Source organism: Aminobacter niigataensis (assembly GCF_014200015.1).
Lineage (GTDB): Bacteria > Pseudomonadota > Alphaproteobacteria > Rhizobiales > Rhizobiaceae > Aminobacter > Aminobacter niigataensis.
Genome location: NZ_JACHOT010000001.1, coordinates 1,376,850 through 1,399,982 on the forward strand (window position 1 = coordinate 1,376,850; position 23,133 = coordinate 1,399,982).

Sequence of the window (23,133 nt, forward strand, 5' to 3'; positions counted from 1 at the left end):
GGAGAGACGAAGATGGCAAACGGCAACCAATTCTCCTTCCAGGCACCGCAGTCCTATTATTATCTCTGGCACCTCGCCGCCCTCGGCGTGATCGATGCGACTTTCGGGCCGCTTAGCCCGGGCGGCGAGATCGACTATTCATCGCCGGACATACAAGGCACGATCTGGGATACGATCACCCAGGCCTTTCCGGCGGCCAACACGCCGGCGACGATCGCCCTCATCGACGTCGGCGTCAGCCGCAGCCACCCAAACCTCAAGAGCCGGCTCGACACCGTCAAGTCGATCGATCTCGTCAGCCATCCCCATGGCGCGAAATATGTGGCCGCGCCTGCAGCCAGCCCCTACGACCCGGAGGTCAAAGCCGCGTTTTTTGCCGGTCTTTCCACCGCCGGCCTGGGCGCGCTGAACCTGACCGGACCTGAAACGGGCTATTTCAACAGCCTGATTGCCGAGCTCGTGGCCTCCGAGGGCGTCGTCCATACGCTGATCGAGGGCGACGAGACCTTCGGCAGCCACGGCACCGCCGTCGCCGGCCTGGCAGTTGGCGAACCGGCCGCCACCGTTGCCCCCGATCCCGCCATCGTGCTTCCAGATGTGCTGAACGGCGACGACGGCAGCGTCGTCCCCAACCCGAACCGCAACACGCTGCCCTACTTCGGCGTCGATCCGTTCTCGCGGCTGATCTCGATTCGCACCGGCTTCGAACAACAGCCCGACCAGTTCATCACGGCTTTCCTCTATGCCTTCGCCAGCGGTGCCGACGTGATCCTGCTGCCCCGCGGCCTCCCCGATCCGAACCGCGGTGCCCTGAATCCCAAGCCCGAACTGTCGCAGGACCTCGACGAGCGCCAGAACTGGGAGCGGGCCGATCTGTTTGCCCGGCTCGAGGAGGCGACGCCGCCGGCCAGCGAAATCCGTCCCAATGCGGTCGGCAAGACGGCAAATCGCGAGTTGGCCTGGAACATCCTCGCCAAGCTGATCGTCGCGATCAGCCGCAAGGTGCCCGTCGTGTGCGCGGCAGGAAACGACGGTGAAAGCCAGCTCATCTACCCGGCCAACCTCGCCGCGGCCAACAATGGCATTGTGGCCGTGGGCGCGGTGACGCCCAACGGCTATCGCTCCGGCTATAGCAACTACGGAACGAAGCTGACGCTGGTCGCACCGTCCGACGATTTCGAGATCTACACGCGGCACCAGTTGCGCGTGGACCGAACCGACCCGATGGTCGAGCAGCATTTCTACCATCCCGGCACCGGCAAGGTCATTCCGCACAGCCATTTCTCGCTGCTGACGACCGACCTGCCCGGCACGTTCGGCTATGCCGGCGGCTCGGATCCCTATTCGTCGATCCTGCCGCCGCACGACAATCCCGGCATAGGCGGCGGCTACTACACGACGTTCGGCGGAACCTCGGGTGCCGCAGCCCTTGTCGCGGGCGTGGCAGCCCTGCTGGCGCGCGCCAACAAGGCCAAGCAGGGCCCGGCGGCAAAACTCGACGGCCTGTCGTCAAAGGCGATCCTGGTGGCCGCCTGCGACCAGAACGCCACCGTCAAGCCGGGCACGACACCGCTGACGCCCGATCCGATGAATGCCGACAACGAGCCTGCGAAGGGCAAGGGCTATTTCTTTGGCGCCGGACTGCTCGATGCGGGCAAGGCGGTCGCCGCGGTGCTTGGCCCCTGACGGGCCACGGAAGAAGGCAGCGATAACGAAGGTCTGAGGTGGATGGCGTGAGCGCAGCCCATCCGCCGGCGGGAAACCTTTGTCGAAAATCATGGTTTGTCAGGATGCTGTCCGCGGGGGTTGTAGCATCCTGGCAATCAGGGGCCGAGATGATCCTCCCCTTGCCCCTGCCCCGCCCCGTCGGCTCGACGACGGGGCGGTTGGATTTGAAGGAGACCGGCGCTCAGCGCAACCAGCGCTCGATGCGGTCCATCGCCTCGATCATTTCGTCGTGGCTGCCGGCATAGGAGAACCGCATATAGCGATGGCCGGCAAGCGGATCGAAATCCCTGCCGGGCGTTGCTGCGACATGGGCTTCGGCCAGCATGCGACGTGCGAACTCCATGCTGTCGTTGGTCAGGCGCGAGACGTCGCAAAAGGCGTAGAAGGCGCCATCCATGGGCGCTGCGAAGCTGAACTCCAGTTCCGGCAGCCGCTTGGCCAGTAGCTCGCGGTTCCAGGCATAGCGCGCCTTGATGACCTCGAGCTCGTCGGTGACGTTGAACGCCTCGATGGCAGCGACCTGCGACAGCTCGGGCGCCGAGATGTAGAGCGATTGCGCGATGCGCTCCACCGGCCGCACCAGCCGTTCCGGCAATACCATCCAGCCGATGCGCCAGCCGGTCATGCAGTAATATTTCGAGAACGAGTTGATGACGGTGACGTCGTCGTCATAGGCGAGCGCGGTCACGTCGGGCGCGCCATAGGCAAGCCGGTGGTAGATCTCGTCTGAGATGACGGCGATGCCGAGTTCGCGTGCCGTGTCGACCAGCGCCTTGAGGTCGCCCGGCGGCACGACCGCGCCGGTCGGATTGGCGGGGCTCGCAAACAGCACGCCCTTCAGCGGCTTCTGGCGATGCGCCTCGCGCAGATGCTCGGCGTGGAGATAGGCGGCGCCATCAAGCTCGATCTCGACCACGTCGAGCCCGAGCGCGCCCATGATGTTGCGATAGGCGGGATAGCCGGGTGCGGCGATCGCCACCCGGTCGCCCGGATCGAACATGGCAAGGAAGGCGAGATTGAAGGCCGCCGACGACCCGGTGGTGACGGCGATTCGCGAAACCGGCACCTCGATGCGGTAATGTTCGGCGTAGTAGGCCGAAATCGCCTTGCGCAGTTCGGCAAGGCCGAGCGCGTCGGTATAGCCGATACGCCCGATCTTGAGTGCTGCGGCCGCCGCATCGCGCACCCGTTGCGGTGCCGGATCGGAGGGCTGGCCGACCGCCATCGAAATGACGGGCGTTCCCAAGGCCTTGAGCCTGTTGGCTTCGGCCAGGATGTCCATCGCGTGGAAGGGCTCAACCTCGCCGCGCCGTGAAATCGCTACCGCCATGTTCGTCCACTTTCCCTTGCCGTCCGTCGGGCAATGCGCCGCACAAATGCCTGATTGATATGGGGATCACAAGTTGATGAGTTTCTTGGACCAGCCTTTTCACAGCCCAACGGCTCGTTTACGAGTGTTTCCCGCCATGCAGAGCAACAATAGTCTTTCGCGTTTCCTCGCAAGATCAACGCGCGCCTTTGCCGCGTTTGCATTGTCGGCCGGCGTTGCGCTGGGTTCGACGGGTGCAGCGCATGCGCAGCGGGTGCCCATAGTACGCGACGCAGAGATCGAGGCGCTGGTCCGCGACTACGCCCGGCCGATCCTCAAGGCTGCGGGGCTTGCCAATTCGAACATCAATATCGTGCTCGTCAACGATCCGGCTTTCAATGCCTTCGTTGCCGGCCGGCGCATTTTCATCAACACCGGCACTTTGATGACGTCGGAGACGCCGAACGAGGTCATCGGCGTGCTGGCCCATGAGGCCGGCCATATCGCCGGCGGTCACCAGGAACGCTTGCGCGACCAGCTGGCACGCGCCCAGACCATGGCGATCGTGGCCGCACTGCTCGGCGCAGGCGCGATGGTGGCAGGGGCAGCATCCGACACCAACGGCCTCGGCGCCGCGGGCGCCGGCATCATGACCGGCGGTTCGGAAATGGCACGGCGCAGCCTGCTCGGCTACCAGCGCTCGGAAGAGGCCACCGCCGACCGTTCGGCGATCACCTATCTCAATGCCACGGGCCAGTCGGCACAGGGAATGCTGAAGACCTTCCAGCGCTTCCAGAGTGCGTTGTCGCTGTCAGGCGCCCGGGTCGACCCTTATCAGGTCAGCCATCCGATGCCGCGCGAACGCATCGCCAATCTCGAAACGCTGGCGCATCAGAGCCCCAATTTCGGCAAGACCGACTCTGAAGCGCTCCAGCTGCGTCATGACATGATGCGGGTGAAGATCGCCGTCTACACTCAGGGCCAGGCCGCCGCCTCGCGGCTGCTTCGCAACAATGCGGGTGGCCTTGCCGCGCGCTATGGCGACGCCCAGGCGACCTATCTGTTCGGCGATCTGCGCTCTGCGCTCAGCAAGACCGACGCGCTGATCAAGTCGCAGCCCAAGAACGCCTATTTCCATGAATTGCGCGGCGACATCCTGATGAAGTCGAACAAGGCAGCGGCTGCAGCCGAATCCTACGCCACCGCCGTCCGGCTCGACCCGGCCAAGTCGGGCATCCTGCCGATCCAGCTTGGCCAGGCCTATCTCGCCGTCGGCACCCCGGACGCATTGAAGAAAGCCGTCATCGAGGTGCGCAAGGGCCTCGATCGCGATCGCGAGAACGCCGCCGGCTACCGCTACCTTGCCCAGGCCTACGGCATGCTCGGCGACGTCGCCGACGCCGACCTTGCCACCGCCGACGGACACTACTACAGCGGTGCCTACCAGGACGCCAAGATCTTTGCGATGCGCGCGCAGATGAAGATGCCGCGCGGCTCGCCGGGCTGGGTGCGCGCCCAGGACATCATCAATTACAAGGCGCCGAGCAAGAAAAAGAAGTGAACCTTCTTTCGGCGGGTAGCGACATAGCCGAAACGGCTGGAGACTCAGGGATCATGAAAAAAGCACTTCTTCTCGGCACGACCGGCATCGCAGTCGCCTTCGCCATGCTGGCTTTCGGCCTGGCCGGCAATCCCGGCACCGCGCATGCCCAAAGCGCATCGCAACCGGCAGCAACCGGCAGCCTCGACAAGAAGCAGGTCGAGACGATCGTGCGCGAATACCTGCTCGACAATCCCGAGCTGCTGCTCGAAATGCAGGGCGCGCTCGAAGCCAAGCAGAAGGAAGAGCAGCGCATCGCCAGCCTCGAGGTGATCAAGCAGAGCAAGGACGAGATCTTCAACTCGGCCTTCGACGGCATCGTCGGCAATCCCGACGGCAAGACCACCATCGTCGAGTTCTACGACTACAATTGCGGCTACTGCAAACGCGCGCAGGCCGACATGCATGCGCTGACCAAGGCCAATCCCGACCTGCGCTTCGTCCTCAAGGAGTTCCCGATCCTCGGACCGGACTCCCAGAAGGCCCACGTCGTTTCGATGGCCTTCCGTAAGCTGATGCCCGAGAAGTACGGCGAATTCCACGACAAGCTGCTCGGCGGCGAAGGCCGCGCCGGCGAGGACAATGCCATCAAGCTCGCTCTGGAGCTCGGCGCCGACGAAGCCAAGCTGCGCGAGGCGATGAAGGATCCGGCCATAGGCGAAGCCTTCAACCGCACCTACGAGCTCGCCAACAAGCTGCAGATCAGCGGCACGCCGTCCTATGTCGTCGGCAACGAGGTCGTCTTCGGCGCGCTCGGCCAGGACGTGCTGGCCGAGAAGATCGCCGCGGCCGCCGCCTGCCAGGCCGATTCCACCTGCTGAGCCCGTCATTTGGACATGAGCCGTTGTGGACAGCGCAAGAAGTTGCTTGCGCTCTTTCCGCGACGGCTTATGCCGATTATAGAGGGTCCGCCGCGCCAGAGAGGATCTGGCGGGTGGAAAGGTCTGTAGATTGAAAACGGTTTTCGTCCTCAACGGTCCGAACCTTAACATGCTCGGCAAACGCGAGCCCGGCATCTATGGCGGCAAGACCCTGGCCGACATCGAGGCCGACTGCCATGCGGCAGCCGCTTCGCTTGGGCTTGCGGTCGACTTCCGGCAATCGAACCACGAGGGCGATCTGGTCGACTGGATCCACGAGGCGGGCGAAAACGCCGCCGGCATCGTGCTCAACGCCGGCGCCTATACCCACACCTCAATCGCGCTGCAGGACGCCATCCGTGCCGTCTCGCCGCTGCCGCTCGCCGAGGTGCACCTTTCCAACATCCACGCCCGCGAACCGTTCCGCCATAAATCGATGGTGGCACCGGTGGCCGTGGGCATGATCTGCGGCTTCGGGCCGCTCGGATATACGCTGGCGCTTCAGGCGCTGGCCGCCCGGCTCTGACCGGAAACAGACAGAAAAGGTTTGAACATGGCGACGAAGAAGACCGATGGAGTTGACCAGCAGCTCGTCCGCGACCTCGCAGGGATCCTGAACGACACCAACCTGACCGAGATCGAAGTCGAACTCGGCGACCTCAAGGTGCGCGTCTCGCGCCAGACGCAGGCCGTGCATGCGGTGGCGGCCCCGGTCATGGCAGCGCCGGCAGCTGTGAATTCGACGCCGGTCGCGGTCGCCGCACCCGCGGTCGTCGACATCTCCAAGAACGCCGTGCCCTCGCCGATGGTCGGCACTGCCTATCTGGCACCTTCGCCGGATGCCAAGCCGTTCATCGAGGTTGGCTCGGTGGTCAAGGAAGGCCAGACGCTGCTGATCATCGAAGCCATGAAGACGATGAACCAGATTCCCGCGCCGCGCTCCGGCACCGTCACAGCGATCCTGATTGAAGACGCGCAGCCTGTCGAATACGGCATGCCGCTCGTCGTCGTCGAGTAAGCCGGAAGGCTGCGCGCAATGTTCCAGAAAATCCTGATCGCCAACCGCGGCGAAATCGCGCTGAGAGTGCTCCGCGCGGCCAAGGAGCTCGGCATCCAGACGGTTGCTGTTCACTCCACCGCAGATGCCGACGCCATGCATGTGCGGCTTGCCGACGAAAGCGTCTGCATCGGCCCGCCGCCTTCGCGCGACAGCTATCTCAACATCCATCAGATCGTCGCGGCATGCGAGATCACCGGGGCGGACGCCGTCCATCCTGGCTACGGCTTCCTGTCGGAAAACGCCAAGTTCGCCGACATCCTGGCCGCCCACAACATCACCTTCATCGGGCCCTCGGGCGACCATATCCGCATCATGGGCGACAAGATCGAGGCCAAGCGCACCGCCAAGCGCCTGGGCATTCCGGTCGTTCCCGGCTCGGAAGGCGCTGTCAGCGACGAGAAGGAAGCCAAGCGGGTGGCCGCCGAGATCGGCTATCCGGTCATCATCAAGGCCTCCGCCGGCGGCGGCGGTCGCGGGATGAAGGTTGCCCTCACCGAGGCGGACCTCGAGGTCGCGCTGCAGACTGCACGCACCGAAGCGGGCGCAGCCTTCGGCGACGACGCCGTCTACATCGAGAAGTACCTGCAGAAGCCGCGCCATATCGAAGTCCAGATCTTCGGCGACGGCGCCGGCAAGGGCGTCCATCTCGGCGAGCGCGACTGCTCGCTGCAACGCCGCCACCAGAAGGTCTGGGAAGAAGCCAATTCGCCCGCCCTCAACGCCGAGGAGCGCTCGCGCATCGGGGACATCTGCGCCAATGCGGTAGCTAACCTCGGCTATTCCGGCGCAGGTACGATCGAGTTCCTCTACGAGAACGGCGAGTTCTATTTCATCGAAATGAACACCCGCCTCCAGGTCGAGCATACGATCACCGAAGCGATCACCGGTATCGACCTCGTGCACGAGCAGATCCGCGTCGCTTCCGGCGGCGGCCTGTCTGTCACGCAGGACGACATCCGCTTCCACGGCCATGCTATCGAATGCCGGATCAACGCCGAGGATCCGCGCACGTTCGTGCCCTCGCCCGGCACGATCACGCATTTCCACACCCCGGGCGGCCTCGGCATCCGCGTCGATTCGGGCGTCTATTCCGGCTATCGCATCCCGCCCTACTATGACAGCCTGATCGGCAAGCTCATCGTGCACGGCCGCAATCGCGTCGAATGCATGATGCGTCTGCGGCGCGCGCTCGACGAATTCGTGGTAGATGGTATCAAGACGACGTTGCCGCTGTTCCGTGAGCTCGTTGGCAACCCTGACATTGCAAATGGCGACTACGACATCCACTGGCTGGAAAAACATCTCGCCAAAGGCGAGTAGGCTGGGGGGCGCATGACCCGCCCTTATGCGCCCGGCTACAGCATTCCCACGGACCTTCTGTTGAAGGCCTATGCGTCGGGCGTCTTTCCCATGGCCGAAAGCGCGTCGGATCCGGAGGTCTTCTGGGTCCGGCCCGAGACGCGCGGCATCATCCCCTTCGACAGCTTCCACGTACCGCACAGCCTTGCCAAGACCATCCGGCAGGGGCATTTCGAAGTCCGTTTCGACAGCGACTTCGAAGCGACGATCGATGCCTGCGCCGAACGGCGCGCCGGGCGCCTGTCGACCTGGATCAACGCACCGATCCGCGAAGCCTACACCCATCTCCACCGCATCGGCCATGCGCACTCGGTTGAGGCATGGCGCGACGGGCAGTTGGCCGGCGGTCTCTATGGCGTGTCGCTGGGTCGCGCCTTCTTCGGCGAAAGCATGTTCTCGCGCGAGAAAGATGCATCGAAGGTCTGCCTCGTCCGCCTGGTCGAACGGCTCCAGCAACGCGGCTTCCTGCTGCTCGACACGCAGTTCACCACCGACCATCTCAAGCGCTTCGGCGCGGTCGACGTGCCGCGCGACAAATACGAGAAGCTGCTGGCCAAGGCGCTGGTCGGCGAAGCCAATTTCGCTCCCTGAAGCGCTAGTTCCTGGCCTTGCTGCCTTCCGGCTGGAGCGGCGCATGGGCGTGGAACATCATTTTCCAGCCTTGCAGGCGATGGACGTAGCCGGTGCTGACAAGCGCCGAATACGGCTCCCCGTTCTCGCGGACGGCCTTGGCCTCATAGGTCAGCACGACGATGTCGCTGCCCGGCTCGACGATGCCTTGCAGCTTGATCTCGAGGTTTCGCCAGCGATTGGGTTTCTTGGCGGTGGCGGCCAGATCGGCATTGCTCATCACGCAAGCCATCTCGGGAAATGCGACGAGGCACTCCCGGTCGGCGTTTTCGGCAAAGAACTGCTCATCGCCGGTCCAGAATTCCCGCTCGAGTTCGAGGAGTTCGTCACGGTTAACGGTCATCACAGCATGATCCTCCGCTGGCGTTGCTCGTGACGACAAACGCCGGGCGGTGGATGCGGTTCCGATAGAGATCAGTTGGTCTTGGCGGCTTCCGGCGCCGGCACGTCCGACTTGCGCTTGCAGGCCTTCAGCCAGACGTCATAGACGGCGTGCTCGACGGCGTTCAGGCCAGGGCTTTCGGCGAACATCCAGCCGGTGAAGATGCGCCTGATCTTGCGGTCGAGCGTGATCTCGTCGACTTCGACGAACGAGTCCGTCTTCGGCTCCTCGTTCTCCGGCCTGGAATAGCAGACGCGCGGCGTCACCTGCAGCGCGCCGAACTGCACGGTCTCGTTGACATAGACGTCGAAAGTGATGATGCGGCCGGTGATCTTGTCGATGCCGGCGAACTCGGCGATCGGATTCTTGATGCGCTGCGGTTGGGCTGCGGCCTGCGGCGCCGGCTGAGGATCGCTCGGGGCAGGCTGGGCTTCGCCGGGCAAAGGCTCGAGATCGATGGCCGGGAGATCGTCGCCCTGCTGGACCTGCTCTTCGAGCGGCAGGCGCTGGATGCTGTCCTGGGCCGTCGCCTGGCCAAGGCCGGCGCACAGCGCGACAGCAGCAAGCAGGGCTTTCGCCTTCGATCGTCCGCTCGACGGAACCCGGCCAGGAAGTGTCATACAGTCGTTACCGCCGTTGCGCCCGGAGTGTTCTGCACTCGGTGATTCCCATGCGCCAAGGCTAAACGCCTGACACCAATGGGCAAGCAGTTAGCCGCCAATTGTGGCGACAAATGTCCGCGCCGAAGAGCTGTCGTCTTACGAGCCGGGCGTCCAGGCGTCGTAGTCGCCGGTAACCTGCGGGCGATGCGTGTTGCCGAGCACCGAACCCTTGGGACGGTATGCGCCGGAGGTGCCGGTAAGATTGGGCTGATGCCCCTTCTGCCACTCGCGCGGAATGTAGTTGTCGCTCGGCGGCGCCACGTCGACGCGGTGATGCATCCAGCCGTGCCAGCCGGGCGGAATCATCGACGCTTCCGACACGCCGTTGTAGATCACCCAGCGGCGCGTGCGGCCCTCGGAATCCTTGCCGCCTTCATAGTAGACGTTGCCGAATTCGTCCTGGCCCACCTTGGTGCCTTTGCGCCAGGTGTGGAAGCGGGTGCCAAGGGTCTGGCCGTTCCACCAAGTGAAAAACTGGACAAGGAATTTCTTCATCGGATCCTCGCGGCAGGCGCGTCGAAAGTCTCCTGCTTATGGCGTCAGGCTGGCGCGAAGGCAAGAGTTTAGAACACCCAACTTGCCTCCTGCGACGATTGGCAGGCGATCAATCACAACCTACTGTTCGTCCCAGGCGTCGGATGGGATGCGACAAATGCCCTTCATGCAAATCCTTGAAATGCTGAGCATGCTGGTGACGATCTTCGGCCTGCCACTGGCTATCTTCATCTTCGTCTTCGAACAGCGCAAGGAAAGGGTCAATGAGGAGGAAGAGATCTACCAGATGCTCTCCGACGGCTACACCAACTTCCTCAAGCTGTCGCTCCAGCACTCCGACCTTCGGCTGCAGTCCGAAAAGGCTACCGTCGGCCTGAACGACGAGCAGCGCGACCGGCTCCTGGCGATGTTCGCCATCCTCATCGCGTTGTTCGAGCGTGCCTATCTCGTGGCCTACGAGCCAGACATGCCGGAGCGCCGGCAGCGGCGTTGGGCATCCTGGGAGGATTTCATGCGCGAATGGTGCCGGCGCGAGGATTTCCGTAACGCCCTACCCCAGTTGCTGCCCGGCGAAGACCCCGAATTCGCCGTCTACATCCGCAGGTTGGCGCAGGAGGAAGCCGCTCGCAACCTGGCGTGACGACGGCCTCATCTCGCACTTGCTCACGGCTTGATCTCGCACTTGCAAAAATATTAGCCGGTCCGTAATGGACTCTGGCCCAATGCGGGCTCACGGACTGGCTTAGGCCGGCACCGGTCGAGGGAGGAAAAGACATGGCTTCTGACGCGCCTGTGGCTGCCAGCCGCATCACGCCTGCCGAGCTGTCGGCCCGCAAGGGCGGCGAACCCATCGTCTGCCTCACCGCCTACACCTATCCGATCGCCCGCCTGCTCGACCCGCATGTCGACCTGCAACTCGTCGGCGACAGTGTCGCCATGGTGTTGCACGGCCACCCGACGACACTCGGCGCGACGATGGACATGATGATCGCCCACGGCCAGGCGGTCATGCGCGGTTCAAGCCGCGCCTGTGTCGTCGTCGACATGCCCGTCGGCAGCTACGAGGACACGGTCGAAAACGCCGTCGCCTGTGCCCAGCGCATCGTGCGCGAGACCGGCTGCCATGCAGTCAAGCTCGAAGGCGGCGTAGCCATCGCAGCGCAGATCGCCGCCATCGTCGTCGCCGGCATCCCCGTCATGGGCCATATCGGCCTGTTGCCGCAGTCGGTCGAGAAGGAAGGCGGCTACAAGATCAAGGGCCGCTCCGAAGCCAATGCCGAGTTGCTCTACACCGACGCCAAGGCAGTCGAGGCCGCCGGCGCATTCTCGGTCGTCATAGAGGGCACTGTAGAGCCCGTGGCCGCCGAAATCACGCGACGCATCGCCATCCCCACCATAGGCATCGGTGCCAGCGCTCAATGCGACGGCCAGATCCTGGTCATCGACGACGCCATCGGCCTCACCGTCGACAGGGTACCGAAATTCGTCAAGGAATATGCGCTGCTGCGGGACACGGTCTCCAAGGCCGCCGAGGACTACGCGCGGGACGTCCGAAGCCGCGCCTTCCCCGGACCCGAGCACCTGTTTTCACTGAGCAAGGACAAGGCATGACCGTTGTCGTCGAAACCATTGCCGCCCTGCGCGCGCAAGTGCAGGCGTGGCGTGCCGAGGGCCTGAAAGTCGCGCTGGTGCCGACCATGGGCGCGCTGCATGACGGCCACGTCTCGCTGATGCGCGCGGCCCTTGAGCGCGCCGACCGCTGCGTCGTCTCGATCTTCGTCAATCCGCGCCAGTTCGCACCGACCGAAGACCTCGACAAGTACCCGCGCCAGCTGGTGCTCGACCTCGACAAGCTGAAGCAGGCAGGCGTCCACCTCGCCTTCACGCCCGGCGTCGACGAAGTCTACCCGCAAGGCTTTGCCACTTCGATCTCGGTCGCTGGCCCGTCGGCCGGTCTTGAAACGGCCTTCCGCCCGGCCTTTTTCGACGGCGTGGCCACAGTCGTCGCCAAGCTGTTCATCCAGGCGGCACCCGACCTCGCCGTGTTTGGCGAGAAGGACTATCAGCAACTCTGCGTGGTCAAGAAGCTGTGCCGCGACCTCGACCTGCCGGTGGAGGTCCTGGGCTCGCCGACGATCCGCGACGCCGAAGGCCTCGCCATGTCGTCACGCAATGCCTATCTCGACGCGGCGGAACTCGACATCGCGCGCAAGCTCAACAAGGTGCTGCGCAAGGCAGCGTCGCTGCTTCGGTCAGGCGCCAACGAGCAGGCGACCATGGCTGCCGCGCGCCAGCAGATCCTCGATGCCGGCTTCGACGTCGTCGACTATGTCGAGGCGCGGGAAAGCGTGATGCTGGCGCCATGGCGGAAGGACCGCGACGGCCGCGTTTTGGTCGCTGCCCGCCTCGGCAAGACACGCCTCATCGACAATATCGAGATATCGGCCAGCTAAACCTGGCCTGCCTCAGCCCAGCGTCTTCTCGAAGATCAGCGCCGGAATGCCGGACTGGTCGGCACCGCAATTGGCGGTCGCGCCCGCATGCACGAAACCATTTGCCCCGTAGAAGGCAATGGCGCCGGCATTCGCCTCCTCCACTTCGAGACGCAAAGTCCGCGCCTCGGGAAAGCTCTGCTCGATCTCTTCGAGCAAGCTGCGGCCAATGCCGGCGCCCTGATTTGCCGGGCGCACATATAGCTGATGGAGCACCACCACCTTTGGATCGCTGGTCGCCGCAGCATATGCCATGCCACCGATCTGCTTGCCGTCGTCCGCAACCAGGAACTCGGAATGCGGCCTTGTCAGCCGCGCCTTGAGCGAAGCCAGCGAATGCCACTCGCCGGTGATCTCGTTGACCCGATCGACGCCGTAGATGGCATCGTAGGTCGCGTGCCACGTCTCGGCGAGCAGCGCCTTGACCGTCTCGAGGTCGCGCTCGCTCGCCGTGCGTACGAACATCTCTATTCCTCGATGCCGAGCTTGGCCTTGACCAGGTCGTTGACGGCCTGCGGGTTGGCCTTGCCACCCGTCGCCTTCATCACCTGGCCGACGAACCAGCCGGCCATGGTCGGCTTGGCGCGGGCCTGGTCGGCCTTGTCGGGGTTGGCGGCAATGACGTCGTCGACGGCCTTTTCGATGGCGCCGGTGTCGGTGACCTGCTTCATGCCGCGGCTTTCGACCAGTTCGCGCGGGTCGCCACCCTCGTTCCAGACGATCTCGAAGAGGTCCTTGGCGATCTTGCCGGAGATAGTGCCTTCCTTGATCAGGTCGATGACCGCACCGAGCTGGTCGGGCGTCACAGGGGCATTTTCAATGTCCTTGCCGGCCTTGTTCAGCGCGCCGAGCAGATCGTTGATGACCCAGTTGGCGGCAAGCTTGCCGTCGCGGCCGGTCGCGACCTTCTCGAAATAGTCGGCGATCGACTTTTCCGAGACCAGGATCGAGGCGTCGTAGACCGACAGGCCGAGCGACTTGACCAGCCGATCCTTCTTGTCGTCGGGCAGTTCGACGATTTCCTTGGCGAGCGCATCGACATAGGCTTGGTCGAATTCGAGCGGCAGAAGGTCCGGATCGGGGAAGTAGCGGTAGTCGTGCGCCTCTTCCTTGGAGCGCATCGAGCGCGTCTCGCCCTTGTTAGGATCGAACAGGCGGGTTTCCTGGTCGATCTTGCCGCCGTCTTCGAGAATGGCGATCTGGCGCCGCGCCTCGTATTCGATGGCCTGGCCGACGAAACGGATCGAGTTGACGTTCTTGATCTCACAGCGGGTACCGAACTCGCCGCCGGGACGACGCACCGAGACGTTGACGTCGGCGCGCATCGAGCCTTCGTCCATGTTGCCGTCGCAGGTGCCGAGATAACGCACGATGGTGCGCAGCTTGGTGACATAGGCCTTGGCCTCGTCGGCCGAGCGCATGTCGGGCTTGGAGACGATCTCCATCAGCGCCACGCCCGAGCGGTTTAGATCGACATAAGACATCGTCGGGTGCTGGTCGTGGATCGACTTGCCCGCGTCCTGCTCGAGATGCAGGCGCTCGATGCCGATCTCGATGTCCTCGAACTCGCCCTTGCGGTCGGGGCCGACCGAGATGGTCATCGTGCCCTCACCGACGATCGGCTGCTTGAACTGCGAGATCTGGTAGCCCTGCGGGAGGTCCGGATAGAAATAGTTCTTCCGGTCGAAGACCGACTTCAGGTTGATTTGCGCCTTCAGGCCGAGGCCGGTGCGGATCGCCTGGCGCACGCATTCCTCGTTGATGACGGGCAGCATGCCGGGCATCGCCGCGTCGACGAGGCTGACATTGGCGTTGGGCTCGGCGCCGAACGCCGTCGAGGCGCCGGAAAAGAGTTTCGCTTCCGACGTCACCTGGGCATGGACCTCCAGGCCGATGATGACTTCCCAGTCACCGGTGGCACCGGGGATGAAGCGCTTGGCGTCGGGCGTGCGGGTGTCGATGAGGGTCATGGTAATCCGAATACGTCCGTGTCTGTTTTGTCGCCTGTCGGCGAACGACAAATCGTCCCGTTTCGCTAGATCAATCGTTGCCGCGTTGCAACTGTCGCCTGCCCATTAGGCGACAAAGCCGCGCCCTGGCTGGCATCCTGAGGACGGTCTGGCTATATAGCTCCTATCCCGATGGAGTGTGGATGTTTAACTCGTCTGAGTCCCGTTAAGGCCCCGACCTTCAGCTGAAGGCGGGGCGTGAAAACCAGAAACCCCGTGCCGTGAGTATTCGCGGCGGCGGCTTTTTGTTTTGGCTGTGCGGCCCACGGGCTGTCCGGCCAGGTTTTCCGGGACTCATCCACACATGGACATATCGCGCATAGAGCAGCGCATCCTGCACCTGCTCGCCCAGGGCGGGCGGATCGAAATCGAGAAAGACGACAACAGGAAGATCGAGGCCGTGATCTGCCTCACCCGCGACGGCTGGCGCTATCCGGGCTTTGATCTCGAACTTTTCAGGAAGCTGAAGCGGAAACGGGCGGTCGCGTCGTCGCAAGGCGGGCCTTACCGCATCACCAAGCGAGGGCTCAAACTCGTCCGCTCCGAACTCGACAACAGGTAGTGCCAGCGACGCCGGGTCCGCACTTTGCGGGTCCGGCGCATCGCCCAGCCGCGTCAGGCGGTGGCGATATAGGCCTTGATCTCCTCCGCCTCACGCTCGACATCCTCGATGCGGCGCTTGACGACGTCGCCGATCGAGACGATGCCGTAGAGATAGCCGTCGCGCTCGACGGGCAGATGGCGGAAGCGGCCGACGGTCATGATCTCCATGACCTGGTTGACGGTGTGGTTTTCGTTGCAGATCTTGACCTTGGGGGTCATCACCTCGCGCACCGTCTTTTCAAGGGCGGCGCCACCTTCCTTGCCGATGATACGGACCACGTCGCGCTCCGACAGGATGCCGACGATCTTGCGGTCGCCGTTGGTCACGACAAGGGCGCCGATGCGATGCTCGGCCAGGATGCTGACTGCCTCCGACAACTGCACGTTGGGCCCAATGGTAAAAACGTCGTGGCCCTTCCGTTCCAGAATAGCCTTCACTGTCATCGGGTCCTCCTGCTGCTGTCGGTCTGCGCAAACACTCCATGCGGCCCACGGAGCCAAGTGCATGGTGCTCTGCATTAGTCAGCATTTCAAGTACAACGCGCTCAGGCGTATTTTGGTCTGCGGTCGAAAAACCGGATGCCGAGGAACCCCGCCAGGAACCCGCCGATATGGGCCTCCCAGGCAATCTGGCTGTTGTCGCCGGGGGCAAGACCGACCAGCCCGGTGACCAGGTTGACCACCATCCAGACCGCCAGGAACGTCACCGTCGCGCGCGAACGGAACACATCGCGGATCGGCAGCGGCGCCCCGGCGAAGGCGGGCTTGCCATGTGAACGGTCGATCTGGAAGCTGAAGCGGGCTGCCGCACCCATCATGCCCGAAATGGCACCGGACGCACCGACCAGCGGCGCCTGATCGAGAGGGTGAAGCACGTAGTGCAACGCCACGGCAGCGAGCGTGGTCGCTGCAAAGAAGAGACAGAACCGCAAGACGCCGAGCCGGTTCGCCAAGGGCGAGCCGAAAGCCGCCAGCCACACCATGTTGATGATCAGATGGGCAAAGCCGCCATGCAGGAATGCGTAGGTCAGCGGCGTCGTAAAAGCATAGATATCGATATCAAACTGCCCCGAATAGCGGATCGGGATGAAAGCTGCGCGGACCAGCAGCCACAGGTCCTGGTCGAGGCTGAGCAGATAGACACGCACCAGGTGAATGGCGACGCAGGCGCCGATGACGGCAACGACGATGGCCGGCAGGTTGAACACCGGTTCGCGCTGCGGCGGCAGCGGCTCGTCCGTGTCGCGGGCATTGTCGATGGGATTGGGCTGTTCGCTCATGCGCCTCTGGTCCGGTGTCGTCGGGCCGATGGCGCCCGGTCCCCATCTAGAACAGCCGGACTGAAAGCGCAAAAAAGAAAGCCGCCCAAGGTTTCCCCTGGACGGCTGGTCGAGCCCCCCTGCCCGTCCCCAATAAACTTTGACTGAAGTGCTGCTGGCCGCGCCTGAGCGGCCACTTCATGGAGTGACTTGAACATCTCACGGATGGCCCGACCCGGCAACGTAAACCCTTTGTTAACCTTACCGACCCCCAAGCGTTAACAACTGTTACTGTGACTGGCACGCGTCCTGCTCCGCGCCTCATGTAGTCCTCAAGATTGAAGCGATTCTGTCCTCGGATGGCACATCAGGCACAGAAGCGCTCGGAGCGGAGCAATATGAAACAGAAAGGATCGCTGGCACTGTTCCAATACTGGAACCGCCTTCGCGACGGCAGACCCGCACCCAAACGCACGGAGGTCGAACCGGCCGACATCAAGGGCCTGCTTGCCGACACTTTCATCCTCGAACGCGACGCCCGCGGCGAAGCCGTCTTCCGCCTCGCCGGCACCCGGCTCTGCGCCACCTTCGGCCGCGAGCTCAAGGGCTTTTCCTTCCCCTCGCTGTGGCGCCAGAAGGACCAGCGGCTGATGGCCCGGCTCGCCTATGGCGTGTTCCAGCAAAAGTCGGTGGTCGTCATCACTTTCGAGGGCTTCACGTCCAGCCGGCGCGCCACGACCTTCGAGATGCTGCTCTTGCCGCTCGACGGCGGCATAGAGAACCCACGCAGCCTGGGCGTCCTGTCGAGCGTCGAGCGGCCGTTCTGGCTCGGTTCCGACCCGCTCACCGACGCCTCGATCGAAAGCGTGCGCGTCGTCGATCCCGACCTCGAGCCGATGTTCCTCAAGAACCGCCCGGCCGTCACCGTGCCGTCGCTCGCGCCGAGCGCCTCGGCGCTGGAGGGCGAGCCGAACCCGCTCGACGGCGCCCGCCGCATCCGCCATCTGTTCGTTCTCGAAGGCGGACGCGAGGAATAGCGCCCGCAACCTGACGCAAGGGTAGAAAACTACGCGTTTTGTTAACCTCTCCGGCGGTATTTTTCCGAGATAGCTCTCCGATGCTGTTCGATGGGAGCCTGCGGATATGAGGTTAGCATGAGGCCAGCGGCGATGGACTACGCGCCGTCACGGGCGGAGCGGCGGAATTTCCAGCGCGTCCGCGTGAAGATCTATGGCCGTTTCATGCTCGAGGATCGCACCGAGCATGCCGGCCAGGTGGTCGACATGTCGCCCGGCAACGTCGCCTTCCGCTCCGACCGTTCGGGTATGCCTGGCGAAAAGGTCATCGCCTATATCGATCACATCGGCCGCGTCGAAGGCGTCGTCACCCGCACCTTGCCGGATGGCTTTGCCATGACGGTCATTGCCTCGGACCGCAAGAAGGACAAGCTGGCAGCCCAGCTCACCTGGCTCGCCAACAAGCATGAGCTCGACCTGCCCGAGGACCGCCGCCACGAACGCGTGGCGCCGCGCAACCCGGTCAGCGTGCTGCAGCTCATCGACGGCCGCCAGTATCCCTGCCGCATCATCGACCTGTCGCTTTCAGGCGCGGCCATCGAGATCGAGGTCAAGCCGGCGATCGGCGTCCAGGTAACGCTGGGAACGATGCGCGGCCAGATCGTCCGCCATTTCGAGGACGGCGTCGCCATCGAATTCGCCGTCGTCCAGCGCCCCGAATCGCTCGACACCGAGTTCAACCGGCCGCGCACCTGACGGCCGACTGCCGCCTTTCCAGACAATAGGATTTTGCCTGACCTGGTCGGAGGTCAGGCTATTTACGTTCGGCCCCGACTAAAGCCGTACTGCACCCTCCGGCGCCGGCATGGCAGCTCGGTGAGCAAGCACTTCCACAAAAGCCAAAACGTGAGCACATCCGCGCACCAGAACGCGGCTGCGCAACCCCGCCAGCCGCTGTTTCATCCTCGGGTCCCTCCAGCCCCCCGAACGGCCAAACAATTGTGCGGCAAACCAACAGCCATGCCACATCGATAAAATTATAATCAAATTTTCTGCAAATTTTATTCTTATTCTCTTCTTTGTTTATAAGAGTTCTCTCCTGTTTTTACTCAACATCTACTTCGTTGCTTTGCGTGAAATAAATCCGACCCTGTCATTGTCCCCTCAAACGGGGAGACTAAAAAATGATCAAGCGTCGGGGATGGCTTCTGCTTCTGGCTGCGACACTTCAAGCCAGCGCCATCGGTAGCGCGCTTGCCGCACCGGTGGCCATGCAGACCAACGGCCGTACCACGCAGCCTGTCGGACACTATGAGCTGTGCAAGCGCTCGCCGATCGAGTGCAATGAAAAGACCGCCAGCAAGGCCCCCGTCGAGCTGACGCGCAGCCTGTGGAAAGAAATCGTCGCGATCAACGACGAGGTCAACACTGCGGTCGCTCCGCGCACCGACATGGAAATGTGGGGCCAGGAAGAGGTCTGGTCATACCCGACCACCGGCGCTGGCGACTGCGAAGACTATGTCCTGGAGAAGCGCCGCCGCCTGATGGCCTTGGGCGTGCCGGCCGGCAACCTGCTGGTCACCGTCGTGCGCCAGCCGAATGGCGAGGGCCACGCCGTGCTGACCGTGCGTACCAGCCTCGGCGAGTTCGTCCTCGACAATCTCGACACCCAGGTCATGGCCTGGAACGAGACGCCATACACCTATCTGAAGCGCCAGTCCGAGCGAAATTCGGGCGTCTGGATTGCCATCAACGATGGCCGCGCCGACGCTGTCGCGTCGGTTCGCTAGGCTTCGGCGAGAAACCCGGTCGCGTCCCCACCCTCCCCGTCCCCAACGACCGGGTCTAGGAGCCGGCCCAAGTCCCCGGGCCGGCTCCGCCTTTTTGCTGTAACCGGATAGTCAAGATGTCTCGGGGCACCGCCGTAGAGCTGAAAAAGCGGCTCAGATCACCCGATGAATTCCGAGCCGAGGATCGGATTGGCTATATCCCCCGCAGTCGCAAACCATGGAAGTTTGCGCTTTCGGTAGCTGTGCTGCTCGTAGTGTCCTTCGCCGCTGGCTACCTAGCCTAGTCCGCGATCTTCTTGAGGCCGGCGTCGAAGCGACGCTGGTTGGCGACATAGTCGTCCGCAGACTTTCGCAGCCGCTGGGCCGCGGCATCGTCGAGCGTGCGGATCACCTTGGCCGGCGAGCCGACGATCAGCGAATTATCCGGAAATTCCTTGCCCTCGGTGACCAGCGCGCCGGCGCCGACCAGGCAGTTGCTGCCGATCTTCGCGCCATTGAGCACGATCGCGCCCATGCCGATCAAAGAATTGTCGCCAATGATGCACCCATGCAGGATGGCGCGGTGACCGACGGTGCATCCCTCGCCGATGGTCAGCGGAAAGCCCGGATCGGTGTGCATCACAGTATGCTCCTGGACATTGGAGCGCGCGCCGATGGTTATCGTCTCGCGGTCGCCGCGAATGGCCGCGCCGAACCAGATGCCGACATCGCGCCCGATCCTGACATCGCCGACCACCGCAGCATCCGGCGCGATCCAATTGCTGGCGCGATCCTCGAACTGCGGCTCGACCCCGTCGAGTGCGTAAAGCGGCATCGTCACAATCCTCATTCGTTGGTGGCGCGCAAACTATTTAGGGAGCGGCTGCAAGGCAAGCGCGCGAAGCCGCTTAACGCGTCGTTAACCATGCTCGCGCAATGTCGGATGGATATAGGCCCATGGATGGCAAGACTTGCGACCCGGTCGCGGCGGCATCCAACCGGACAGATCCGGACGGCCGGCACCCTGGAGACGACGAATGAAACAAGAGGCAGCTGAAAGCTCCGGTTTCGAAATCGTCGATTCGGCGTTGATGATGAAGGTCTTCTGTGGCTTCGCCGTGCTGGCCGCGCTGTCGCTGGCGATCAGCTTCGGCGGCCGCTGGTTCGGCCACACCATCGCCATGGCCGGCTACACCGACGACACGACGACGCGCGAGGTCGTCATCGGCAACGACGTCGTCGCAGCCCCCGCCAACACGATCCGCTTCGAAAAGGCCCGGCGCGACGGCGTTGCCGGCCGCCTGGACCTTTATCTGCGTTGGCCCGAACTGGACGGCTACAGCGAGGCCGCGCGCCTAGCCTTCAACAATCTCGACGGCAACAAGCACATCATCTTCATGAGCCTCGAGCCGCGCGTGATGACGCGCGACATGAGCGGTCGTCTCGCACCGATCTACAACGCACTCACCGTCAAGCCCGGCGTGCCCGGCCCCGAGGGCATGACGCTGTTCGGTTTCAGCGAAACTTCAGGTTATCTCAACGAGGTGCTGGCGGTTGCCGCGCGCAGCGGCGAACCGGCCTTTGTCGCCCGCTGCCTCAATGGTACCGAAGCCGACGAATCCCTGGCACCCTGCGAGCGCGACGTCTTCGTCGGCAACGGCCTGAGCATGACCTACAGGTTTCCGCGGGAGCTTTTGGGAGACTGGCGTGCGCTGGATGCGGCGGTCGTCGCCAAGGCCAATGCCATGCTGCACGTGGAATGACGCCACGCGCGGAGCGCGCGGCGTCAGGCTTGATCAATAATCAGGCCAGGTCGATGTCGAGGATCGCCATCGAGAAATTGTAATCGCCATCGTCTTCGTCCTTGAAGACGATGCCAAGGAACTCGTCACCGATATAGACTTCGGCCGAGTCGTCCTTGCGCGGACGCGCCTTGACCTGAAGCGTGGGGTTCTGGAACTGGCGCTTGAAATAGGCGTCGAGTTTTCGGATTTCTTCCGGCTTCAACTGGCTTCTCCGGCTTGTCGTTAAGAGACGCGCTTCTGACACGCAAAGCATGGCCCTGTAAAGGCAAGGCTTGGCTTACCCCCGCGCAAATCGCGCGCGGCGCCCGTCAAGGGCGCCGGCGTCCAGCCTCAGATATCGAAGCTGACGACGTGATCCATGGTCTGCGACGGCAGGAGCTGGTCCATCTGGCTCGACGGACGGTCGCAGCCGGTTTCGCCGACAACGCGCGCGGGCACACCGGCGACCGTCTTGTTGTGCGGAACGGGCGACAGCACCACCGAGCCAGCCGCGATCTTCGAGCAATGGCCGACCTCGATGTTGCCGAGAATCTTGGCGCCGGCGCCGATCAGCACGCCGTAGCGGATCTTGGGATGGCGGTCGCCGCCGGCCTTGCCGGTGCCGCCGAGCGTCACGCCATGCAGGATCGAGACGTCGTCCTCGATGACAGCGGTTTCGCCGACGACGAGGCCGGTGGCATGGTCGATGAAGATGCCCTTGCCCATGCGCGCGGCCGGATTGATGTCGGTCTGGAAGACCGAGGACGAGCGGCTCTGCAAATAGAGCGCAAAATCCTTGCGGCCACGGTTCCACAGCCAGTGCGCCAAGCGATGCGTCTGGATGGCGTGGAATCCCTTGAAGTACAGCACCGGCATCAGGTAGCGGTCGCAGGCCGGGTCGCGATCGTAATAGGCCTGGATGTCGGTGCGAACGGTGTCGCTCCAGTCAGGGCTGTCCTCAAGCATGGCATAGAATGTCTGGCGGATGAGGTCGGCGCCGAGATCCTGATGCGCCAGCCGCTCGGCCAGGCGATGGATCACCGCCTCCTCAAGCGTGTCCTGGTTGAGGATCGTGGCATACAGGAAAGCCGCCAGCAGCGGGTCGCCCGCGACAGCGTCAGCCGCCTCGTCGCGCACCGACTGCCAAATCGGATCGACCGGCTTCAGCGCGCCGTGGCGCGCTGCGGATATGGTGTTCATCGACGTCTCCGTTCACTGCCGGCTTGTGCAATGCCGCGTCGGACATATAAGCCACATGCTAGCACGATTGAACTCAATTTTCCTTAGTGCTCGTTCAGATGGATTTGGTTCACGGATATTCAAGGCGCCATGGAAACTGAACCCTTGCTGCTCTCAACGAGCGATGGCGTGGCGACCGTCGTCATCAACCGCCCGGCGCGCAAGAACGCCGTCACACAGGCGATGTGGGTCGATCTGGCCGCGCGCGCGAACATCCTTTCGGCCGATCCCGACGTCAGGGTCATCGTCCTGCGCGGCATGGGCGACGATTTTTCCGCCGGCGCCGACATCGGCGAGTTCGACACCCTGCGCGGCGACGCGACAAGCGCGCGCGCCTATGAGGCGACCAACTCTGCGGCCTTCGCCGCCCTGCGCAACTGCACCGTTCCGGTCATCGCGGCGATCCGCGGCATCTGCTTCGGCGGCGGGTTCGGCCTTGCCGCCGCCTGCGACCTGCGCATCGCCACGGCTGATGCACAGTTCGCCGTGCCTGCCGCGCGCCTCGGCCTCGCCTATCCGCAGGACGCCATGGGAGACATCGTCTGGGCCGCCGGGCCGCAGATGGCGCGCTATCTCACCTACACCGCCGGGCGCATCGACGCACGGGCAGCGCTTTCGGCGGGTTTCCTGCTCGAAATCGTCGAAGCCGAACGTTTCGACGCGCGCATCGGCGAGATCGCCCGCACCATTGCCGAAAACGCGCCGCTTTCGGTCCGCGCCTCGAGGGCCGCCATCCGCGCGGCACTGAGCCACGATGCAGAGGAGGCCGCCCTTGCCCAGGCCGCTGGCGATGCCACCTTCCTGAGCGACGACTATGCCGAGGGCCGGGCCGCCTTCGCCGCGCGGCGCACACCGATGTTCAAGGGGCGCTGACGCC

Annotated in this window: 27 protein-coding genes; 16 read left to right on the forward strand and 11 right to left on the reverse strand. The window is 63.7% G+C overall.

Annotated elements, in window-relative coordinates; translation table 11 throughout:
- Window positions 1–12: 12 nt before the first annotated feature.
- Window positions 13–1,686, forward strand: a complete 1,674-nt coding sequence (locus tag GGQ99_RS07010) for a S8 family serine peptidase (RefSeq protein ID WP_183261617.1) — start codon at window positions 13–15, stop codon at window positions 1,684–1,686.
- A gap of 223 nt (window positions 1,687–1,909) precedes the next feature.
- Here GGQ99_RS07010 and GGQ99_RS07015 read toward each other — a convergent pair whose 3' ends face one another.
- On the reverse strand, window positions 1,910–3,058 hold the full coding sequence (locus tag GGQ99_RS07015) for a pyridoxal phosphate-dependent aminotransferase (RefSeq protein WP_183261619.1): 1,149 nt from the start codon (window positions 3,056–3,058) through the stop codon (window positions 1,910–1,912).
- 136 nt (window positions 3,059–3,194) lie between these two features.
- On the opposite strand from GGQ99_RS07015, the gene GGQ99_RS07020 reads away from it, so the two are divergent.
- The 6 genes from GGQ99_RS07020 (at window position 3,195) to aat (ending at window position 8,507) form a co-directional block, all read left to right on the forward strand.
- On the forward strand, window positions 3,195–4,598 hold the full coding sequence (locus tag GGQ99_RS07020; RefSeq protein ID WP_183261621.1) for a M48 family metalloprotease: 1,404 nt from the start codon (window positions 3,195–3,197) through the stop codon (window positions 4,596–4,598).
- A gap of 53 nt (window positions 4,599–4,651) precedes the next feature.
- A complete protein-coding gene (locus GGQ99_RS07025; RefSeq protein WP_108608336.1) occupies window positions 4,652–5,458 on the forward strand; it encodes a DsbA family protein in 807 nt (268 codons plus the stop codon).
- 130 nt (window positions 5,459–5,588) lie between these two features.
- A complete protein-coding gene (aroQ, locus tag GGQ99_RS07030; RefSeq protein ID WP_108608337.1) occupies window positions 5,589–6,023 on the forward strand; it encodes a type II 3-dehydroquinate dehydratase in 435 nt (144 codons plus the stop codon).
- A 27-nt stretch (window positions 6,024–6,050) separates the two neighbouring features.
- Window positions 6,051–6,515: an acetyl-CoA carboxylase biotin carboxyl carrier protein gene (accB, locus tag GGQ99_RS07035; protein WP_108608338.1), complete on the forward strand. Its 465-nt coding sequence runs from the start codon at window positions 6,051–6,053 to the stop codon at window positions 6,513–6,515.
- An 18-nt stretch (window positions 6,516–6,533) separates the two neighbouring features.
- Window positions 6,534–7,877, forward strand: coding sequence for an acetyl-CoA carboxylase biotin carboxylase subunit (gene accC / locus GGQ99_RS07040; RefSeq protein ID WP_183261623.1), 1,344 nt, complete (start codon window positions 6,534–6,536; stop codon window positions 7,875–7,877).
- Window positions 7,878–7,889: 12 nt separating this feature from the next.
- Window positions 7,890–8,507: a leucyl/phenylalanyl-tRNA--protein transferase gene (gene aat, locus GGQ99_RS07045; protein WP_183261625.1), complete on the forward strand. Its 618-nt coding sequence runs from the start codon at window positions 7,890–7,892 to the stop codon at window positions 8,505–8,507.
- A gap of 4 nt (window positions 8,508–8,511) precedes the next feature.
- On the opposite strand, the gene GGQ99_RS07050 is transcribed toward aat, so the two are convergent.
- From GGQ99_RS07050 to GGQ99_RS07060, 3 genes are all read right to left on the reverse strand, one after another.
- Window positions 8,512–8,889 (reverse strand): hypothetical protein, encoded by a 378-nt coding sequence (locus GGQ99_RS07050; protein WP_108608341.1) that lies wholly within the window; start codon window positions 8,887–8,889, stop codon window positions 8,512–8,514.
- Between the two features lie 71 nt (window positions 8,890–8,960).
- A complete protein-coding gene (locus tag GGQ99_RS07055; RefSeq protein WP_245439921.1) occupies window positions 8,961–9,371 on the reverse strand; it encodes a DUF2155 domain-containing protein in 411 nt (136 codons plus the stop codon).
- Between the two features lie 315 nt (window positions 9,372–9,686).
- Window positions 9,687–10,085: an NADH:ubiquinone oxidoreductase subunit NDUFA12 gene (locus tag GGQ99_RS07060; protein ID WP_108608342.1), complete on the reverse strand. Its 399-nt coding sequence runs from the start codon at window positions 10,083–10,085 to the stop codon at window positions 9,687–9,689.
- Between the two features lie 157 nt (window positions 10,086–10,242).
- Between GGQ99_RS07060 and GGQ99_RS07065 the strand changes: the two genes are divergently transcribed.
- The 3 genes from GGQ99_RS07065 to panC all read left to right on the forward strand — a co-directional run bounded on the left by GGQ99_RS07065 (window position 10,243) and on the right by panC (window position 12,538).
- Complete coding sequence (locus tag GGQ99_RS07065) at window positions 10,243–10,725, forward strand: hypothetical protein (RefSeq protein WP_108608343.1); 483 nt, start codon at window positions 10,243–10,245, stop codon at window positions 10,723–10,725.
- Window positions 10,726–10,859: 134 nt separating this feature from the next.
- The gene (gene panB / locus GGQ99_RS07070) at window positions 10,860–11,696 is read left to right on the forward strand and encodes a 3-methyl-2-oxobutanoate hydroxymethyltransferase (protein WP_183261627.1); all 837 of its coding nucleotides are present in this window, start codon (window positions 10,860–10,862) and stop codon (window positions 11,694–11,696) included.
- Entirely contained in the window at window positions 11,693–12,538 is an 846-nt protein-coding gene (gene panC / locus GGQ99_RS07075; RefSeq protein ID WP_183261629.1) for a pantoate--beta-alanine ligase, read from the forward strand. The genes panB and panC overlap by 4 nt, the downstream gene beginning before the upstream one ends.
- Window positions 12,539–12,550: 12 nt before the next feature.
- On the opposite strand, the gene GGQ99_RS07080 is transcribed toward panC, so the two are convergent.
- Window positions 12,551–13,042: a GNAT family N-acetyltransferase gene (locus GGQ99_RS07080; RefSeq protein WP_183261631.1), complete on the reverse strand. Its 492-nt coding sequence runs from the start codon at window positions 13,040–13,042 to the stop codon at window positions 12,551–12,553.
- A gap of 2 nt (window positions 13,043–13,044) precedes the next feature.
- Entirely contained in the window at window positions 13,045–14,547 is a 1,503-nt protein-coding gene (gatB, locus tag GGQ99_RS07085; protein WP_183261633.1) for an Asp-tRNA(Asn)/Glu-tRNA(Gln) amidotransferase subunit GatB, read from the reverse strand.
- Between the two features lie 343 nt (window positions 14,548–14,890).
- Between gatB and GGQ99_RS07090 the strand changes: the two genes are divergently transcribed.
- The gene (locus GGQ99_RS07090) at window positions 14,891–15,148 is read left to right on the forward strand and encodes a YjhX family toxin (protein WP_183261635.1); all 258 of its coding nucleotides are present in this window, start codon (window positions 14,891–14,893) and stop codon (window positions 15,146–15,148) included.
- Between the two features lie 53 nt (window positions 15,149–15,201).
- Here the strand turns inward: GGQ99_RS07090 and GGQ99_RS07095 are convergent, their stop codons facing one another.
- The gene (locus GGQ99_RS07095; RefSeq protein ID WP_055970721.1) at window positions 15,202–15,633 is read right to left on the reverse strand and encodes a CBS domain-containing protein; all 432 of its coding nucleotides are present in this window, start codon (window positions 15,631–15,633) and stop codon (window positions 15,202–15,204) included.
- Between the two features lie 101 nt (window positions 15,634–15,734).
- A complete protein-coding gene (locus GGQ99_RS07100; protein ID WP_183261637.1) occupies window positions 15,735–16,469 on the reverse strand; it encodes a rhomboid family intramembrane serine protease in 735 nt (244 codons plus the stop codon).
- Window positions 16,470–16,846: 377 nt separating this feature from the next.
- On the opposite strand from GGQ99_RS07100, the gene GGQ99_RS07105 reads away from it, so the two are divergent.
- The 3 genes from GGQ99_RS07105 (at window position 16,847) to GGQ99_RS07115 (ending at window position 19,254) form a co-directional block, all read left to right on the forward strand.
- The gene (locus GGQ99_RS07105; RefSeq protein ID WP_108609927.1) at window positions 16,847–17,485 is read left to right on the forward strand and encodes a PAS domain-containing protein; all 639 of its coding nucleotides are present in this window, start codon (window positions 16,847–16,849) and stop codon (window positions 17,483–17,485) included.
- A gap of 117 nt (window positions 17,486–17,602) precedes the next feature.
- Window positions 17,603–18,220: a PilZ domain-containing protein gene (locus GGQ99_RS07110; RefSeq protein WP_108608350.1), complete on the forward strand. Its 618-nt coding sequence runs from the start codon at window positions 17,603–17,605 to the stop codon at window positions 18,218–18,220.
- Window positions 18,221–18,648: 428 nt separating this feature from the next.
- Window positions 18,649–19,254: a transglutaminase-like cysteine peptidase gene (locus tag GGQ99_RS07115; protein ID WP_183261638.1), complete on the forward strand. Its 606-nt coding sequence runs from the start codon at window positions 18,649–18,651 to the stop codon at window positions 19,252–19,254.
- Window positions 19,255–19,534: 280 nt separating this feature from the next.
- On the opposite strand, the gene GGQ99_RS07120 is transcribed toward GGQ99_RS07115, so the two are convergent.
- Window positions 19,535–20,068, reverse strand: a complete 534-nt coding sequence (locus tag GGQ99_RS07120; RefSeq protein ID WP_183261640.1) for a gamma carbonic anhydrase family protein — start codon at window positions 20,066–20,068, stop codon at window positions 19,535–19,537.
- Between the two features lie 202 nt (window positions 20,069–20,270).
- On the opposite strand from GGQ99_RS07120, the gene GGQ99_RS07125 reads away from it, so the two are divergent.
- The gene (locus GGQ99_RS07125) at window positions 20,271–20,996 is read left to right on the forward strand and encodes a hypothetical protein (protein ID WP_183261642.1); all 726 of its coding nucleotides are present in this window, start codon (window positions 20,271–20,273) and stop codon (window positions 20,994–20,996) included.
- Window positions 20,997–21,036: 40 nt separating this feature from the next.
- Here GGQ99_RS07125 and GGQ99_RS07130 read toward each other — a convergent pair whose 3' ends face one another.
- The gene (locus GGQ99_RS07130; RefSeq protein ID WP_055970710.1) at window positions 21,037–21,240 is read right to left on the reverse strand and encodes a DUF3126 family protein; all 204 of its coding nucleotides are present in this window, start codon (window positions 21,238–21,240) and stop codon (window positions 21,037–21,039) included.
- A 128-nt stretch (window positions 21,241–21,368) separates the two neighbouring features.
- Window positions 21,369–22,217, reverse strand: coding sequence for a serine O-acetyltransferase (cysE, locus tag GGQ99_RS07135; RefSeq protein ID WP_108608354.1), 849 nt, complete (start codon window positions 22,215–22,217; stop codon window positions 21,369–21,371).
- A gap of 129 nt (window positions 22,218–22,346) precedes the next feature.
- Here cysE and GGQ99_RS07140 point away from each other — a divergent pair, with 129 nt between their 5' ends.
- Window positions 22,347–23,129 (forward strand): enoyl-CoA hydratase-related protein, encoded by a 783-nt coding sequence (locus GGQ99_RS07140; protein WP_183261644.1) that lies wholly within the window; start codon window positions 22,347–22,349, stop codon window positions 23,127–23,129.
- The last annotated feature ends 4 nt before the right edge of the window (window positions 23,130–23,133 follow it).

Excerpts from the sequence above, each read along its gene's own strand:
- GGQ99_RS07050 (WP_108608341.1), bottom strand. The coding sequence starts at position 8,889 with ATGACCGTTAACCGTGACGAACTCCTCGAACTCGAGCGGGAATTCTGG.
- GGQ99_RS07125 (WP_183261642.1), top strand. The coding sequence starts at position 20,271 with ATGAAACAAGAGGCAGCTGAAAGCTCCGGTTTCGAAATCGTCGATTCG.
- GGQ99_RS07010 (WP_183261617.1), top strand. The coding sequence starts at position 13 with ATGGCAAACGGCAACCAATTCTCCTTCCAGGCACCGCAGTCCTATTAT.
- GGQ99_RS07105 (WP_108609927.1), top strand. The coding sequence starts at position 16,847 with ATGAAACAGAAAGGATCGCTGGCACTGTTCCAATACTGGAACCGCCTT.
- GGQ99_RS07120 (WP_183261640.1), bottom strand. The coding sequence starts at position 20,068 with ATGCCGCTTTACGCACTCGACGGGGTCGAGCCGCAGTTCGAGGATCGC.
- GGQ99_RS07100 (WP_183261637.1), bottom strand. The coding sequence starts at position 16,469 with ATGAGCGAACAGCCCAATCCCATCGACAATGCCCGCGACACGGACGAG.
- GGQ99_RS07140 (WP_183261644.1), top strand. The coding sequence starts at position 22,347 with ATGGAAACTGAACCCTTGCTGCTCTCAACGAGCGATGGCGTGGCGACC.
- GGQ99_RS07015 (WP_183261619.1), bottom strand. The coding sequence starts at position 3,058 with ATGGCGGTAGCGATTTCACGGCGCGGCGAGGTTGAGCCCTTCCACGCG.
- GGQ99_RS07065 (WP_108608343.1), top strand. The coding sequence starts at position 10,243 with ATGCCCTTCATGCAAATCCTTGAAATGCTGAGCATGCTGGTGACGATC.
- GGQ99_RS07020 (WP_183261621.1), top strand. The coding sequence starts at position 3,195 with ATGCAGAGCAACAATAGTCTTTCGCGTTTCCTCGCAAGATCAACGCGC.
- GGQ99_RS07090 (WP_183261635.1), top strand. The coding sequence starts at position 14,891 with ATGGACATATCGCGCATAGAGCAGCGCATCCTGCACCTGCTCGCCCAG.
- gatB (WP_183261633.1), bottom strand. The coding sequence starts at position 14,547 with ATGACCCTCATCGACACCCGCACGCCCGACGCCAAGCGCTTCATCCCC.
- accB (WP_108608338.1), top strand. The coding sequence starts at position 6,051 with ATGGCGACGAAGAAGACCGATGGAGTTGACCAGCAGCTCGTCCGCGAC.
- GGQ99_RS07080 (WP_183261631.1), bottom strand. The coding sequence starts at position 13,042 with ATGTTCGTACGCACGGCGAGCGAGCGCGACCTCGAGACGGTCAAGGCG.
- aat (WP_183261625.1), top strand. The coding sequence starts at position 7,890 with ATGACCCGCCCTTATGCGCCCGGCTACAGCATTCCCACGGACCTTCTG.
- GGQ99_RS07115 (WP_183261638.1), top strand. The coding sequence starts at position 18,649 with ATGATCAAGCGTCGGGGATGGCTTCTGCTTCTGGCTGCGACACTTCAA.
- GGQ99_RS07095 (WP_055970721.1), bottom strand. The coding sequence starts at position 15,633 with ATGACAGTGAAGGCTATTCTGGAACGGAAGGGCCACGACGTTTTTACC.
- accC (WP_183261623.1), top strand. The coding sequence starts at position 6,534 with ATGTTCCAGAAAATCCTGATCGCCAACCGCGGCGAAATCGCGCTGAGA.
- cysE (WP_108608354.1), bottom strand. The coding sequence starts at position 22,217 with ATGAACACCATATCCGCAGCGCGCCACGGCGCGCTGAAGCCGGTCGAT.
- GGQ99_RS07060 (WP_108608342.1), bottom strand. The coding sequence starts at position 10,085 with ATGAAGAAATTCCTTGTCCAGTTTTTCACTTGGTGGAACGGCCAGACC.
- GGQ99_RS07110 (WP_108608350.1), top strand. The coding sequence starts at position 17,603 with ATGAGGCCAGCGGCGATGGACTACGCGCCGTCACGGGCGGAGCGGCGG.
- GGQ99_RS07025 (WP_108608336.1), top strand. The coding sequence starts at position 4,652 with ATGAAAAAAGCACTTCTTCTCGGCACGACCGGCATCGCAGTCGCCTTC.
- panB (WP_183261627.1), top strand. The coding sequence starts at position 10,860 with ATGGCTTCTGACGCGCCTGTGGCTGCCAGCCGCATCACGCCTGCCGAG.
- panC (WP_183261629.1), top strand. The coding sequence starts at position 11,693 with ATGACCGTTGTCGTCGAAACCATTGCCGCCCTGCGCGCGCAAGTGCAG.